Consider the following 17,220-nt stretch of genomic DNA (forward strand, 5'->3'; position numbering starts at 1 on the left):
CCGCCCCTTTCTCCGCGAGGCACCGCATGGACGAGACCGCCGCGACTCCCGCACACCCTGCCCTCCGCCCGCTGCTGCGCAGCGTGGCGCTCGGCATCGTGCTGGCCGCGGCGGCGCCGGCGTTCGCGCAGAACTACCCCGGCAGCCTGGGCAACAGCGCCACCGCCACACCGCCCGGCGGCGTGACCGATCCGGAGCCCGGCAACAACACCGGCACCGACACGAACACGCTGGCGGCCATCACCGGACTGAGCGTGCAGAAGACCGTCACCAGTGGCGCGACCGTCGGCAACGGCGGCACGGTGAGCTACCGCATCGACGTGGGGAACGCCGGTCCCTCGGCTGCGCTCGGCGCCACGCTCAGCGACATCGTGCCCCCCCAACTGACGTCGGTGGCCTGGACGTGCACTGCCAGTGCAGGCTCCAGCTGCAGCGCGGCGAACGGCACGGGCAATGTGGTGCTGACCCTCGGCCTGGCGGCGGGCGGCAGCGTCGTGGTGCAGATCACCGGTGTCGCGCCGACGCTGACGCCGGCGACGATCGGGGCGAACACGGTGACGATCACGCCGCCGCCCGGCACCAGCGATCCCACGCCCGGCGACAACACCGCGACCACGCCGACGGTTCCGGTGATACCGCGCACGCTGCTCGCCTTCGCCGATTCGGCCGGTCCCGTCGACGGCACGCCCGGGCAGCCGAACGTCGTCAACGTGCTGGCCAACGACACCCTCAACGGCGTCGCGGTGGCGCCGGGCCAGGTGGTGCTGACGTCCTCCGCGACGGCGCCGCTGACGATCAACACCGACGGCACCGTCGATGTTGCGCCGGGGACGCCGACCGGCACCTACACCGGCAGCTACCAGATCTGCGAGACCGCCGATCCCGGCAATTGCGCCACCGCACAGGTGACCGTGTCGGTGAATGCGAGCGCCACGGTGGATGCCATCGACGACGTGCTGCCGCCGCGTGCCAGCGGCACCACGGGCGCGGCCTTCAACGTGCTGGCGAACGACACCATCAACGGTGCGCCGGCCGCTGGCCTGGTCACCCTGACCGCCGACAACACCGGGCCGTTGCAGATCGCCGCCGATGGCAGCGTCACGCTCGCCGCGGGCACAGCAGCGGGCGTCTACAGCACGACCTACCGGATCTGCGAACCCGCCCTGCCCTCCAACTGCGATACCGCCAGCGCGAGCGTGCAGATCCTCGCGCCCCTCGACGCGGCCGACGACAGCCTCGGGCCCGTCAACGGCAGCACGGGCGCCGTCGCGGTGGCGAACGTGCTGGACAACGACAGCGCGGGCGGCAGCACCCCGCCCGCCGCCGGCGTGGTCACGCTGTCCGGCGGCAGCACGGCGCAGATCGTGTTCGATGCCGATGGCCGCGTCACGGTCCCGCCGGGTACCACGGCCGGCACGTACAGCGCTTCGTACACGCTGTGCTATGCCGATGCACCGACGGTCTGCGACAGCGCAACCGTGCAGCTCACCGTGGTGACGCCGGGCGCACTCGTCGCCAATCCCGACAGCTACAGCGGCGTGAACGGCAGCGTCGGCGCGGCCAATGTCGGCAACGTGCTCGGCAACGACACCCTCAACGGGGCTGGCATCACCGCAGGACAGGTCGTGCTGACGCCGGCCGTTGCGGGTCCGGTCACCATCGGCACCGATGGCGTGGTCGCGGTGGCCGCCGGCACGCCTGCGGGCACCTACACGCCCGGTTACCAGATCTGCGAAACCGCCGTGCCCGACAACTGCGCCACGGCCACCGCCACCGTCGTGGTGGCGACGATAGCGGCATCGCCGGACACCCTCGGACCGGCGCTGCCCGGCACCGTGGCCGGCAACGTGATCGCCAACGATTTCGTCGATGGCATACCGGCCAGCGATGCGACGGTCACCGTCACCCAGACCGCCGGCGCGCCCGGCTTCACGCTTGCGTCCGATGGCAGCGCAACCATCGCGCCGGGCACAGCGGCCGGCACGCTGACCGGCAGCTACCAGGTCTGCCAGGTCGCCGTGCCTGCGATCTGCGACACCGCCAGTATCAGCATCACCGTCGCCGCCGGCACGCTCATCGCCGCCGACGACACGCTGGGTCCCGTCAACGGCGTGAGCGGCGGCACCGCCACCGGCAACGTGCTGGCCAACGACACGCTCAACGGTGTCGCGGTCAGCGTGGGCCAGATCATCCTGACGCCGGCCAGTACCGGACCGGTCACCGTCGCCACCGATGGCAGCGTCAGCATCGCGCCCGACACGCCGGCTGGCACGTACCTTGCCGGCTACCAGATCTGCGAAGCACTGAACCCCGCCACCTGCGACAGCGCACAGGTGAGCGTCGAGGTCACCACGCTGGTCGCCAACGACGACAATCTCGGCCCGGTCAATGGCGACACCGGCGGCGTCGCCGGCAACGTGCTGACGAACGACCAGCTCGACGGCGTTCCGCCCGGGTCCACGCAGGTGGTGTTGACGCCGACCAACAGCGGCCCGCTGACCATCGCTGCCGACGGCACCGTGCTTGTCGCCGCCGGCACGCCCGCGGGCACCTACGTCGCCAGCTACCAGATCTGCCAGGCCGCCTCGCCATCGGTGTGCAACGGCGCCAGCGTGTCGGTCGTGGTTGTCGTCAACGCGGCGCTCAACGCGGTGGACGACGCGTTCGGTCCGGTCGATGGCACCGCCGGCAATGCCAATCTCGGCAACGTGCTGGCCAACGACACGGTGGATGGCGCCGTGCTGGCGCCGGGCAGCGTCACCCTGATCAACCAGAGCAGTGCGCCCATCGTCATCGCCGGCGACGGCACCGTGTCCGTGCCCGCCGGCACGGCGGCCGGTCTCTACGGCGGCAGCTACCAGATCTGCGAAATCGCCAACCCGTCCAATTGCGATGTCGCCACACTGACCGTCAACGTGCGTGTCGCTGCGGCGCTCGCTGCCAACGACGATGGTCCGCTGCTCGTCAACGGCACCACGGGTACCGCGGATGCGGGCAACGTGCTGACCAACGACACGTTCAATGGGGCGGCGATCGTGGCCGGAAACGTCACCGTCATCAGTGCGGCCAGCGCGCCGGTCACCATCGCCGGCGATGGCACGCTCGGCGTGGCCGCCAATGCGGTGCCGGGCACATATGCCGCGGGCTACCGGATCTGCGAGGTCGCGGCGCCGGACAACTGCGATACCGCGATAGCCACCGTGCGCGTGTCGACGATGGGTGCGATCGATGACACGCTGGGTCCTGCCGGTCCGGGCGGTGTGGCCGGCAATGTGCTGGCGAACGACGTCGTCGACGGCGCGCCCGCGACAGCGGCGACGGTCACGCTCACCCAGACGGGCGGTGCGCCCGGGTTCACCCTTGCCGCCGACGGCAGCATCACCATCGCGCCGAATACGCCGGCCGGCACGCTGTCCGGCAGCTACCAGGCGTGCCAGGTCGCGCAGCCGACGATCTGCGACACCGCGACCGTCAGCGTCAATGTCGGTGCCGCCGCGCTGGCCGCCAACGACGACGCGCTGGGCCCGGTCGATGGCACCACCGGAGGCACGGTGGCGGGCAACGTGCTCGCCAACGACACGCTCGACGGAGGCGCCGTGGCCGCTGGCCAGGTCGTGCTGACGCCCACCAATGTGGGGCCTGTGAGCATCGCCAGCGACGGCAGCATCACCGTGGCGGCAGGGACGCCTGCAGGTTCCTACGTTGCCGGCTACCAACTGTGCGAAACACTCAACCCCACCAACTGCGATACCGCCCAGGTCGTCATCGCGGTGACCACGCTGATGGCCAACGACGACGCGCTGGGCCCGGTCAATGGTGGCCTGGGGGGCGTAGCCGGGAACGTATTGACCAACGACCGGTTGGATGGCGCGCCGTTCGCCGCGGGCGCGGTCGTACTGACGCCCACCAGCAACGGGCCGCTGACGATCGGCGCCGACGGTACGGTGACCCTCGCCGCCGGCACCGCGGCAGGCACCTACACCGCCAGCTACCAGATCTGCCAGACGGCGCAGCCGTCGGTCTGCGATGGCGCCAGCGTGTCGGTCACCGTCACCGTCAATGCGGTGATCAACGCGGTGGACGATCTGCTGGGCCCGGTCGATGGCATGACCGGCAACGCCAATGTCGGCAACGTGCTGACCAACGACACGCTGGACGGGGTGGCGCTGGCGCCCGGCATCGTCACTTTGGTCAGTTCCCCGAGTGCACCGCTCGTTGTCGCGGCCGACGGCACGGTCTCGGTGCCGGCAGGCACCGCCGCCGGCGTCTACAACGGCAACTACCGCATCTGCGAAACCGCCAACCCCGGCAACTGCGATACCGCGGCGCTGACCGTCGTGGTGTCCTCGCTGGTGGCGAACGACGACACGCTCGGGCCCGTGGCGCCGGGTGCGTCGGCCGGCAATGTACTGGCGAACGATCTCGTCGACGGCGTCACCGCCACCTCCGCCACCGTCATCCTCACCCAGACCGGTGGCGCCCCCGGCTTCACCATCGCCTCCGATGGCACGGTGACCATCGCGCCCGGTACATCGGCCGGCACGCTCACGGGCGCTTACCAGGCCTGTCAGGTCGCGCAACCGACCATCTGCGATACGGCCACCATCAACATCACCGTCAGCGCCGGCAGCGTAGCCGCCAACGACGACACGCTCGGCCCCGTCGACGGCGTGACCGGTGGTGCGGTTACGGGCAACGTGCTGGCCAACGACACGGTGAACGGTGTCGCCGTGAGTGCCGGCCAGATCGTGCTGACACCGTCCAGTGCGGGACCGGTGACGATCGCGGCCGACGGCAGTGTCGTGCTCGCCGCGGGCACGTCCGCCGGCGCGTACGTCGCTTCCTATCAACTGTGCGAAGCCGTGAACCCGGGCAACTGCGACACCGCGCAGGTGACCGTCGCCGTCACCACGCTGGTGGCCGGCGACGACGCGCTGGGTCCGGTCAATGGCAGCCTCGGTGGCGTGGCGGGCAACGTGCTGACCAACGACCGCCTCAATGACGCACCGTTCGCCGCCAGTGCCGTCGTGCTGACGCCGGGCAACAGCGGCCCGTTGACCATCGCCATCGATGGCAGCGTCAGCGTCGCGGCCGGCACCACGCCCGGCACCTACACCGCCAGCTACCAGATCTGCGAAGCCGCACAACCGGCAATCTGTGATGGCGCCAGCGTGTCGGTGACGGTCGCCGGCAATGCGGCCATCAACGCGGTGGACGATGCGTTCGGTCCGGCCGATGGCACGACCGGCAACGGCAATCTCGGCAACGTGCTCGCCAACGACACGCTGGATGGCGTGACGGTCACGACCGGCAACGTCACCCTGACCAGCACCGTGGTTGCCCCGCTGTCGATCTCGCCCACCGGCGTGGTGGCGATCGCGCCGAATACCGCCGCCGGCGTCTACAGTGGCAGCTACCAGATCTGCGAAACCTCCAATCCGACCAACTGCGATGCCGCGTCGATCGCCGTCGTGGTGTCGTCGCTGGCCGCGAACGACGACATGCTGGGTCCGGTCCTGCCGGGCGCACCGGCGGGCAACGTGCTGGCGAACGACCTCAATGACGGCGTACCTGCCACACCGGCGACCGTCGTCCTCACCCAGACCGGCGGCGCGCCCGGCTTCACCGTCGCACCCGACGGCAGCGTGACCATCGCCCCGAACACGCCGGCTGGCACGCTCACCGGTGGCTACCGGATCTGCCAGGTCGCGCAGCCCACGATCTGCGACACCGCCACCGTCAGCATCACCGTCGGTGTCGGCACGCTGGCCGCCAACAACGACGCACTGGGTCCGGTCGATGGCATCACCGGCGGCACGGTCGGCGGCAACGTCCTCGCCAACGACACGCTCAACGGCAACGCGGTGACCGCGGGCCAGGTCGTACTGACGCCGATCAATGCGGGACCGGTCACGATCGCCAGCGACGGCAGCGTCAGTCTCGCGCTGAACACCGCGGCAGGCAGCTACCTTGCCGGCTACCAGCTGTGCGAAACCCTCAATCCGAGCCATTGCGTCACCGCCCAGGTGACGGTGGCGGTGGCCACGCTGGTCGCGGATGACGACGTGCTCGGCCCCGTCAGCGGCAATGCCGGTGGCGTGGGCGGCAACGTGCTGACCAACGATCGCCTCAACGGGGCGCCGTTCGCCGCGGGCGCTGTCGTGCTGACCCCCGTCAACAATGGCCCGTTGACCATTGGCGCCGACGGCACCGTCATAGTGGCGGCCGGCACGCCCGCCGGCACCTACAGCGCCAGCTACCAAATCTGCCAGGCCGCATGGTCGTCGCTCTGCAACGGCGCCAGCGTGTCGGTCACTGTCGCCGTCAACGCCGTGATCAATGCGGTGGACGACGCGTTCGGTCCCGTCGATGGTGCGACCGGCAGTGCCAGTCTCGGCAACGTACTGGCCAACGACACACGCGATGGCGCGACTGTCGTGGCGGGCAGCGTCACGCTGACCAGCACCACCGCCGCACCGCTCGCACTCGCCAGCGACGGCACCCTGTCCGTGCCGGCGGGCACGGCCGCCGGTGTCTACAGCGGCAGCTACCAGATCTGCGACATCGCCAACCCCGCCAACTGCGACGGTGCGACGCTGACCGTCGTGGTGTCGTCGCTGGCGGCGAATGACGACACGCTCGGCCCCGTTGCACCCGGCGCGTCGGCGGGCAGTGTGCTCGCGAACGACGTCGTCAACGGCGCCCCGGCCACCTCCGCCACGGTGACGCTCACCCAGACCGGCGGCGCACCCGGTTTCACCCTCGCCCCGAGCGGTGTCGTGACCGTCGCACCGAACACACCGGCCGGCACGCTGACCGGCAGCTACCAGGCCTGCCAGATCGCGCAGCCGACGATCTGCGACACCGCCACCATCAGCATCACCGTCAGCGTCAGCCCGCTGCTCGCCAACGACGACACGCTGGGTCCGGTCGAAGGCATGACCGGTGGCGCGGTCGCCGGCAACGTGCTGGCCAACGACACGCTCAACGGTGCCGCCGTCAGTGCCGGCCAGGTCGTGCTGACGCCGTCCAATGCAGGACCGGTCACGATCGCACCCGATGGCAGTGTGAGCATCGCCACGAACACACCCGCCGGCTCCTACGTCGCCGGCTACCAGCTGTGCGAAACGGTAAACCCCGCCAACTGCGATACCGCGCAGGTGATCATCACGGTCACCACCCTGGTCGCCGACGACGACGCGCTGGGTCCGGTCAACGGCGGCCTGGGGGGCGTGGCCGGCAACGTGCTGACCAACGACCGCCTCGACGGCACGCCATTCGCCGCCGGTGCGGTGGTGCTGACACCGACGAACAGCGGCCCGTTGACCATCGCCCCCGATGGAGCCGTGACCGTTGCGGCCGGCACCGCCGCCGGTACCTACGCCGCCAGCTACCAGATCTGCAACGCGGCCTGGCCGTCGATCTGCGACAGCGCCAGCGTGTCGGTCACCGTCGTCGCCAGCGCGGCGATCAATGCGGTGGACGACGTGTTCGGCCCCGTCGACGGCACGCCCGGCAGCGCCAACCTCGGCAACGTGCTCGGCAACGACACGGTGGACGGCGCACCGATCAACATCGCGGCCTTCACGCTGGTGAGCACCGCCGCATCGCCGTTGTCGATTTCCCCCGCCGGCGTGGCGGCACTCTCTCCCAATGCCCCCGCCGGCACCTATACCGCCACCTACACGCTGTGCGATGCGGGTGACACGAGCAACTGCGACACCGCCACCGTCACCGTGCAGGTCGTACGCGTGGATGCGCAGAACGACAGCTTCAGCCTGGCCAGCGGAACGGCCGGGGGCGTGGTCGGCAACGTGCTCAGCAACGACGCGCTCAACGGCGGTACCCCGAACGTGGTCACCGCCTTCTGGGGAGGACTGTTCGACAGTCACCTCAGCATCGAGCCCAACGGCGACCTGCGCGTGCTCGCGGGCACGCCGGCCGGCACCTATGCAGGCAACTACACCGTCTGCGTACGCAACGCACCGTCGATCTGCGACGCCGCCACGGTGACCGTGACCGTGGCGAGCGGCCCCAGCAGCCTGGCCGCGGCGAACGATACCGGCAGCGTGGACGGTCGCAGCGGTGGTGTGGCCGTGGCCAACGTGCTGGCGAACGACAGCCTGGGTGGCACGGCACCGACCACGGCGCAGGTGGCGCTGTCGGTCGTCACGCCACCGGCCAACCCCGGCATCGTGCTCGACCTCGCCAACGGTGCGGTGACGGTGGCCGCGGGAACGCCGGCTGGCAACTACTCGTTGCGCTACCGCGCCTGCGAACAGGCCGAGCCTGCGAACTGCGTCGAGGCGCTGGCGATCGTCGCGGTCACCGCGGTCGCGATCGACGCCATCAACGATTCCGCCGGTCCGGTCGACAGCGGAACGCCATCGGTGGTGAACGTGCTGACGAACGACACGCTCGCTGGTACGCCGGTGGCGACGGGTCAGGTGAGCTTGTCGGTGGTCACCGCCTCCCCGGCGCTGATCCTGCACGCCGACGGCCAGGTGGACGTCGTCGCGGGCACGGTGGCGGGCAGCTACAGCGCCACCTATCGGATCTGCGAAGTGCTGAATCCCGCCAACTGCGACCAGGCTACCGTGACGATAGGTGTTGCCGTCACCGCGATCGATGCCGTCGACGACGCCGCGCCGGCACCGATCGCCTCCGGGACAGGCGGCCAGGCCATCGCCAACGTCACCGCCAACGACACGCTGGGCGGCGTCGCGGTGTCGTTGAACCAGGTACTGCTGACGCAGGTGTCCAGCACGCAGGCGAACGTGCAGCTCAACGTCGCCACCGGCGCGGTCACCGTCGCGCCGCGCACGCCTGGCGGCACCTACACGCTGGTTTACCGGCTGTGCGAACGGCTCAATGTCGGCAATTGCGATGAGGCCACGGCGACGGTGACCGTCGCCCTGCCCAGCCTGGATGCGGTGGACGATGCGCCGGCGCCGGTGCCAGGCGGGAATGCGGTGCAGGACATCGTCAACGTGCTGGGCAACGATCTCTACGACGGCGCTCCCGTGCTGCCCGACCGCGTGATCCTGGCGCCGGTGACCGCAGGCCCGCTCAGCCTGCAGGCCGATGGTACCGTCGATGTCGCCGCCGGCACGCCGGGCGGCACCTACACGCTGGTCTACACGCTATGCGACGCGCTGACACCCAGCCACTGCGACAGCGCGACGGTCACGGTCGTGGTGCTCGCGACGACGCTGGTGACCGCCGACGATGCCGGGCAGACGCCGCAGGGCGAAGCCGTGGTGATCGCCGTACTGGCCAACGACACCTTCGCCGGTATCGCGGCCGATCCCACGCTCGTCGTCGTGACGGTGCCGCAGGCTCCGGCCAACGGCACTGTGGTGGTGCAGCCCGACGGCAGCCTGCGCTACACGCCGGCGCAGTACTACAGCGGACAGGACAGCTTCACGTACAGCGTGTGCGAAGCGGCGGCGCCCGACAACTGCGCCACCGGCACGGTGACCGTCACCGTCCTGCCGAACACCGTGACGGCCGTGGACGATCAGGTCAGCACGCGTACTCGGACCACCCTCATCGCCGTGCTGGACAACGACACGGTCAGCCACGCGCCCTTGAATCCGGCCTCACTGTCGGTGGTCCGCGCGCCGGCACATGGCGAAGCGAGCTGCGCGCAGGGAACCTGCACCTACACTGCCTCGGCCGGCTTCAGCGGGCAGGACCGCTTCGGCTATCGCGTCTGCGATGTGTCCGTGCCGAATGCGGTCTGCGCGGAGGCCGACGTGGTGATCGACGTGGAAGCCGCGCCGGCCGTGCTGCGCGTGGCCAAGACCGCGGTGCAGCGTACGGCCAAGGTCGGCGACATCGTCCGCTACACGATCGTCATCGACAATGTCGGCGAGGTCGATGCGCAGCAGGTATCGCTGGTCGACAGCCTGCCGCCCGGCTTCGCGGTCGTCGCGGGATCGATCCAGGTCGGCGATGCCGATGCCAGTGGCGCGCCGGCCATCGCCAGACCGTTCCGCATCGACGCACTCGACATCCCGGTCGGTCAACGCGCCACGATCGGCTATGCGCTGCGCGTCGGCGCCGGCGTTGGTCCCGGCGTGCATACCAACCGCGCCGTGATGCGCGATGCCGACGGCGCCACGATCAGCAACGAAGCCACCGCTGACGTGCAGGTCGTGGGCGATCCGCTGCTGGAAGACAGCCTGATCATCGGCACCGTCTTCCACGATGTCGATGGCGACGGCACGCAGGACCCGGGCGAACGCGGCCTGGCAGGCGTGCGCGTGGTGTCGGTGGAAGGCCTGGTCACCGAAACCGACCCCTACGGCCGCTTCCACATCACCGGCATCAGCGGCGGCCGCTGGGCGCGTGGGCGCAACTTCCTGCTGAAGGTGGACGTTGCCACCCTGCCCCCGGGCGCGCGCTTCACCACCGAGAATCCGCGCGTCCTGCGCATCACCCCTGGCGTACCGGTGCGCTTCGACTTCGGCGTGCAGGCGCCGATGCCACCCCCACGGGAGGTGCCGTCCGGTGGCGCCGCCTGTCCCGACGGCCAATGCGGAGGGCCCTGACCATGCGCGCCTCTCCGTTGATGATCGCCGTCGGCGTTGCCCTGCTGCATACGGCATTCGCCTCGCATGCGCAGCCGGTGCAAGCGCCGCCCGATACGCCCGCCGTCGCCACCCCGGGCGCGCCGGATCCCGCCTTCCAGGGACCGGCCGGCAGCCTGGGCCGTTTCGTCGTCGACCTGCCGCAGGGCGGCACGCTGTGGGCAATCGAAGATCCCACGCTCGGCGAACCTGTGCTCAACGTGCAGGCCGCTTCCATGGTGCCGTTCGAGGACGGCCGCATCACCCAGCCGGTGCGCTTCCACGGCTACAGCAACTACGCCGCGTTCTACGACCGCCTGGAAGTGCGCGTCTATCGCGGCACCGACCTCGACCGCGTGCGTCCGGTCGCGACCTTCGAGCTGCCGGTCGGCGCAGTGACGCAGGCGCAATGGGACGGCGTGCTGCCAGACGAGCTGCGCCCGCAGGTCGGCGACACGCTGCAGTACGTGGCGCGCGCCCATGCGGCGGATGGCAGTTTCGACGAGACCGCGGCGCAGATCATCCAACTGGTGACACCGGCCGACCATGCGCGCGGCGTGCAGGTGCTGCGCGACCAGTTGCAGCGCGAGCGTAACGACACCGTCGACACGCTGGGCGCCGAATCGCTGCAGGTCAGCGATTCCATCTACGGCACCAGCAACCTGCGCCTGCGCAACATCCCGGTGTACGGCTCGCGCGTGCGCATCCTCGGCCAGCAGATCCCGTCGACGATGCAGGTCACCATCGACGGCCAGGTCTTCCCGATCGACCAGGAGCGCAAGTTCGTCGCCGAATTCCTGCAGCCGGTCGGTTCGCACCGCTACGCCGTCAAGGTCACGGACGGCAAGGACGTCGTGGCCGAGACCGCACTCGATGTCGACGTCACCGGGCGCTACGTCTTCGTCACCGCGCTGGCGGACCTGACGTTGACGCGCAACGAGGCCAGTGGTTCCACCGACGCGCTGGCCGACGACATCCAGCGCGACGACGGTTTCCTCAGCGAAGGCCGGCTGGCGTTCTACGCCAAGGGCAAGTGGCGCGGCAAGTACCTGGTCACCGCGCAGGCCGATACCTACGAGAGCGAACTGGGCAACCTGTTCGATGGCTTCTTCGATGCGCAGCCGTACGACATCTTCCGCCGCCTCGATCCGGACCAGTACTACCCCGTGTACGGCGACGACTCGCGCACGTACCGCGACGTCGACAGCCAGGGCAAGCTGTACGTGCGCGCGGAATGGGACCAGAACCGCGCCGTGTGGGGCAACTTCCTCACCGGTTTCGACGGCACCGAGTACGCGCAGTATCCGCGTGCGTTGTATGGCGCCGCGCTGGACTGGCGCTCGCGCGCCGCGACGTCGCTCGGCGATCCGCGCAGCCTGCTGAAGGTGTTCGGTTCCGAGGCGCAGACCGCGATGGGCCATACCGAATTCCTCGGCACCGGCGGCAGCCTGTACTACCTGCGCCATACCGACGTGCTGCCAGGCTCGGAACAGGTGGTGCTGGAAGTCCGCGACCCCACCACCGGGCGCGTCGAGACGCGGGTCAACCTGCAGTCCGGCGTCGACTATGAGATGGACGACCTGCAGGGCCGCCTGCTGCTGACGCGTCCGCTGAGCCAGATCACCCGCGAGAACGTGCGCACGCTGACCCGGGACGCCCCGCTGGACGGGTGGCGGCACCTGCTGCTGGTCGACTACGAATACGTCCCCGCCGGTTTCGATGGCGACGACACCACCATCGGCCTGCGCGGTCGGCACTGGTTCGGCGACCACCTCGCCGTGGGCGGCACCTACGTCGACGAGAACCGCGGCGGCGACGACTATTCGCTGCGTGCCGCCGACGTGACGCTGCAGGCCGGTCGTGGCACCTACGTGCGGGTGGAGAATAGCCGCACGGAGGCGACGGTGGCACCGGTGTTCTACTCGGACAACGGCGGCCTGAGTTTCGTGCAGCGCAATCCGGCGACCGACGCGCGCTCCGGCACGGCGCGCCTGATCGAGGCGCGCGCCAACCTGCAGGAACTGGGCTGGACCGAGAACGAGTGGTCGATGGGCGCATGGCGGCGCGAGGTCGATGCGGGCTTCTCGATCAGCCGGCAGGATTCGGGCCAAGCCATCGAGGAGTACGGCGCGGAATTCCTCGGCTACCTCAACAAGAACTTCAGCCTCTACGGCCGCTACACGCATGCCGAACGCGGCGCGAACACGCTGGAGCAGACCCAGCTGACCGCCGACTGGCAGATCACGCCCGACGGTCGCCTTGGCGGCGAAGTGCGGCAACTGTCCGAAGAAGTCTCGGGCGTCGGCATCGACGCCACCTTGCTGGCGCTGAGCTACCGGCAGCGGATCGGCGCGACGTGGGAACTGTACGGCGTCGGCCAGTACACGCTGGACGATGATGGCGGACGCTACGAACGCAACGACCTGCTGACGCTCGGCGGCAAGTACCTGTTCGGCGACCGCTCCAGCGTGGGCCTGGAGGCGAGCAGCGGCAGCCGCGGCCAGGGCGCGAAGGTGGACGGCGAGTACCGCTTCGGTCCCGACCACACCGTGTACGGCGCCTACAGCTACAGCACCGACCGCACCACGCGCGACGCGCTGTTCGACCGCAGCCTGCAGACCGGCTGGACACTGGGCCAGCGCTGGCAGCTCAACTCGCAGGTCAACGTCTACAACGAGAGCCAGTTCATCCAGGAGCGCCGGCGCGGCAGCGAAGGGCTGGTGCATACGCTGGGCATGGACTTCCGCCCTGCCCCGTCATGGAATCTCGGCTTCACCGTCATGGACGGCACGCTGGACACGAGCACCGGCCGCGTCGACCGCCGCGCCTACAGCGTGAGTGGCGGCCGCACCGATGCGCGCACCGACTGGTCGAGCAAGCTGGAGTACCGGCACGACAGCGGCGCCGAGCAGCGCGAGCAGTGGGTCACCACGCATCGCCTGCTCCATCGCGTCAACGAGGACTGGCGCATCGCGCTGCGGGCGAACTATGCCGATACGCAGGACGACCTGAATCCCGCCGCCGGTGCGAAGCTGGCCGAGGCCAGCCTCGGATTCGCCTGGCGCCCGCACGACAGCACGCGCTGGGCGGCATTCGGCAAGTACACCTACCTCTACGACCGCATCTCCGCCGGGCAGATCGATGCCGACCAGTACGACCAGCGCTCGCACGTGCTGTCGCTGGAAGGTACCTGGCAGATGGCGGACCGCTGGCAGATGGCGGGCAAGCTCGCCGGCCGCTGGGGCGAGTACCGGCTGGGCCGAGGCGAGGGCGTCTGGCTGGACAGCCGGACCGATTTCGCCGCGCTGCAGCTGCGCTACCACCTGATCCGTCGCTGGGACGCGCTGGCCGAACACCGCTGGCTGCGCGTGCGCGACGGCGGCGACCGCAGCGGCTGGCTGGTCGGCGTGGACCGCCAGATCAGCGACCATTTCAAGGTCGGCGTGGGCTACAACTTCACCGACTTCAGCGGCGACCTGACCCAGCTCGACTACGACTACCAGGGCTGGTTCCTCAACATCGCCGGCTACTACTGACGACCCTGCCGGCTCACGGGGTCGTGAGCCGCTCCGGATGGCTGTAGACCACATGCCGTCCTTCGCGCAGGAAGCCCACCAACGTGAGTCCGCATCCCAGCGCCAGGTCGACGGCCAGTGCGGTAGGCGCCGATATCGCGGCCAACAATGGCATGCCGGCCATCGCCGCCTTCGCGACCATCTCGTAGCTCGCACGACTGGTCACCAGCGCGAAACCCGACGTCACGTCGACGCTTTCGTGCAGCATCGCACCGATCAGCTTGTCCAGCGCGTTGTGGCGGCCCACATCCTCGCGGACCAGCATCAGCGTGCCGTCCACGCTTGCCCATGCCGCGGCGTGGATGGCACCGGTGGCCGCATTCAAGGGCTGACGCTGTTCCAGCTGCGCGAGTGCGATGGCCAACGCCGACGATGCGATAAGGCTCCCGTTCGCCACCGCCTCCGGTTGCCTGACCACATCCTCCAGGGCGCGGTTGCCGCAGATACCGCAACCGCTGCGACCGGGCAGCCATCGGTCGGCACGCACCGGCAGCGGATCGCGTGTCCGGATGTCGATCCGGATGCCTTCAAGCAAGGTCTCCACCGTCACGGACAGCAGGCCTTCGCCGGCCACACCGAGCTCGGTCAGCGCGAAACCGCGGGCGAAGTCGGCCAGATCGCACGGCGAGCCCATCATCACCGCGAGCGGCTCGCCGTTGCCATGGACGGCGAGCGGTACTTCTTCGGCCAGATGATCCTGCCGCGGCGTGGATACGCCACCGGTGACGTCGACGACCTCGCGTCGCGCCACGCCTTCGATGCGATCAGTCGGCATGCGCATCCGCAACGGACAGCTTGCGCACCCGCACCGGGATGGACTTGTAGGCGGGCGTACCCGATTGCGGATCGTGGCTGTCCAGCGGCACCAGCCGGTTGCCTTCCGGGTAGTACATCGCGGCCGATCCGCGCGGCAGGTCGTACTCGACCGCGATGAAGCCCGAGATCGCGCGCGACGGCGCACCGTCGGCGACATGCGATGCCACCTCGATCCGGTCGCCGTGCTGCAGTCCCCGCGACTGCATGTCCTCGCGATTGAGGAACACCACGTCGCGACGTCCACTGACCCCGCGGTAGCGGTCGTCGAAACCGTAGATGGTGGTGTTGTACTGGTCGTGCGAACGGATCGTGGTCAACGTCAGCAGGTCCCTGCGCCCCGTGTCGGGATCCTCACCAACACCGGGCGCCACCAGGAAGCGCGCCTTCCTGCCCGGGCCCCAGTCGCGTTCGGACGCACCGATGTAGAGCCGGAATCCGCCCGGCTCGCGGACGCGGCGGTTGAAGTCACTGAACATCGGGAACACCGCTTCGATGTCGTCGCGGATGCGGTCGTAGTCGCCGACCAGGCCATCCCAATCCACCTTCGTCTGCGGCAACGTCGCCTTCGCGATGCCGGCAACGATGGCGGGTTCGGACAGCAGGTGCTCCGATGCCGGCGGCAGGCCGCCCTGCGAGGCGTGCACCATCGACATTGAATCCTCCACCGTCACCGATTGCAGTCCACTGGCCTGCACGTCGCGCTCGGTACGCCCCAGGCAGGGCAGCAGGAAGGCCTGCTTCGCCGGAATCAGGTGCGAGCGGTTCAACTTGGTCGCGATATGCACCGCAAGGTCGAGCGTGCGCATCGCGGGAATCGTGGTCTCGGGGTCCGGCATCGCGACGGCGAGGTTGCCGCCCATGCATACGAGCGCCCGCGAGCGGCCGTCGCGGATGGCGCGTACCGCTTCCACCGCGTCGTGACCATGCGTCAGCGGGAACTCGAAGCCGTAGCGCTGCTTGATGGCATCGACCAGCGCCTGCGTCGGCTTTTCGGTGATGCCGACGGTGCGGTCGCCCTGCACGTTGGAATGCCCACGGATCGGCGCGATGCCGGCGCCGGGCTTGCCGACGTTCCCGCGCAGCAGCATCAGGTTGGCCATCTGCTGCACGTTCTGCGTGCCGCGCCGGTGCTGGGTCATGCCCATGCCGTAGCAGAGGATCACCCGTTCCGCCTTCGCATAGAGCGCCGCGGCCGCGGCGATGTCCTCGCGCGACAGGCCGGAGTGTTCGACGATCTCGTCCCACGACGTGCGCGCCAGATCCTCGCGCAAGCCATCGAGGCCCTCCGTGTGCTCGGCGATGAAGGCATGGTCGAGCACGCCGGCGCCACCGGCGGCGAGATCGTCCGCATCGGCCTGCAGCAGCCACTTCATCATGCCTTTCAGCAAGGCCAGGTCGCCGCCGATCTTCACCTGGTAGTAGGTCTGCGCGATCGGCGTGGCGGTATTGGTCAGCATCTCCGCCGGGTGCTGCGGCGAGGTGAAGCGCTCCAACCCGCGCTCACGCAGCGGGTTCACCGCCACGATGGGCACGCCGCGCTTCGATACCTCGCGGAGCGTGGACAGCATGCGTGGGTGGTTGGTGCCCGGGTTATGGCCGAAGCTGAAGAGTGCATCGCAGTGCGCGAAGTCGTCCAGCGTCACCGTGCCCTTGCCCACACCGATGGATGCCGGCAGGCCGACACTGGTGGCCTCGTGGCACATGTTCGAGCAGTCGGGAAAGTTGTTGGTGCCGTACTCGCGCACCATCAGCTGGTAGAGGAAGGCGGCCTCGTTCGACGTTCGCCCGGAGGTGTAGAACTCGGCCATGTCGGGATGCGGCAACGCGCGCAACGCATCGCCGATACGCGCGAAGGCATCCTCCCAACTGATCGGCACATAGCGGTCCGCATCGGCGTCGTAGGCCATCGGATGCGTTAGGCGGCCTTCGTCCTCGAGTGCGTGGTCGCTCCACTCCCACAGTTCCGCCAGCGTGTGTCCGGCAAAGAATTCGGGCGTCGCCCGCTTGCCGGTCGCCTCCCACGACACCGCCTTGGCGCCGTTCTCGCAGAACTCGAAGGACGAGGTGTGCTTCGGATCGGGCCAGGCGCAGCCCGGACAATCGAAACCGGTCGGCTGGTTGACGCGGCGCAGGGCCGAGGTCTCGCGGCCGACGGCCATCTGGCTCTTCACCGCCCGCGCGACGGCAGCAAGCGCACCCCAGCCACCGGCAGCGCCTTCGTACTCGTCGATGCCCGGAATCTTGCGCTCAGTCAT

General features: G+C 69.4%; 4 protein-coding genes. 2 read left to right on the forward strand and 2 right to left on the reverse strand.

Translation table 11 applies throughout. The features are described 5' to 3' along the window. Nucleotides 1-26: 26 nt before the first annotated feature. Both IB230_RS01810 and IB230_RS01815 read left to right on the forward strand, forming a co-directional pair. Nucleotides 27-10,556, forward strand: a complete 10,530-nt coding sequence (locus tag IB230_RS01810) for an Ig-like domain-containing protein (RefSeq protein ID WP_192268157.1) — start codon at nucleotides 27-29, stop codon at nucleotides 10,554-10,556. 2 nt (nucleotides 10,557-10,558) lie between these two features. Further along, on the forward strand, nucleotides 10,559-14,110 hold the full coding sequence (locus tag IB230_RS01815) for a hypothetical protein (RefSeq protein ID WP_192268159.1): 3,552 nt from the start codon (nucleotides 10,559-10,561) through the stop codon (nucleotides 14,108-14,110). Between the two features lie 13 nt (nucleotides 14,111-14,123). Here the strand turns inward: IB230_RS01815 and fdhD are convergent, their stop codons facing one another. Both fdhD and IB230_RS01825 read right to left on the reverse strand, forming a co-directional pair. Continuing rightward, nucleotides 14,124-14,924: a formate dehydrogenase accessory sulfurtransferase FdhD gene (gene fdhD / locus IB230_RS01820; RefSeq protein WP_192268161.1), complete on the reverse strand. Its 801-nt coding sequence runs from the start codon at nucleotides 14,922-14,924 to the stop codon at nucleotides 14,124-14,126. Continuing rightward, nucleotides 14,914-17,220: an FdhF/YdeP family oxidoreductase gene (locus IB230_RS01825; RefSeq protein WP_192268163.1), complete on the reverse strand. Its 2,307-nt coding sequence runs from the start codon at nucleotides 17,218-17,220 to the stop codon at nucleotides 14,914-14,916. Before IB230_RS01825 ends, fdhD begins: the two co-directional genes overlap by 11 nt.

It is taken from the genome of Pseudoxanthomonas sp. PXM01 (assembly GCF_014851815.1).
GTDB lineage: Bacteria > Pseudomonadota > Gammaproteobacteria > Xanthomonadales > Xanthomonadaceae > Pseudoxanthomonas_A.

Bases quoted from the DNA above. Each gene is read 5' to 3' on its own strand.
- IB230_RS01810 (WP_192268157.1), top strand. From the start codon at position 27: ATGGACGAGACCGCCGCGACTCCCGCACACCCTGCCCTCCGCCCGCTG.
- IB230_RS01815 (WP_192268159.1), top strand. From the start codon at position 10,559: ATGCGCGCCTCTCCGTTGATGATCGCCGTCGGCGTTGCCCTGCTGCAT.
- fdhD (WP_192268161.1), bottom strand. From the start codon at position 14,924: ATGCCGACTGATCGCATCGAAGGCGTGGCGCGACGCGAGGTCGTCGAC.
- IB230_RS01825 (WP_192268163.1), bottom strand. From the start codon at position 17,220: ATGACTGAGCGCAAGATTCCGGGCATCGACGAGTACGAAGGCGCTGCC.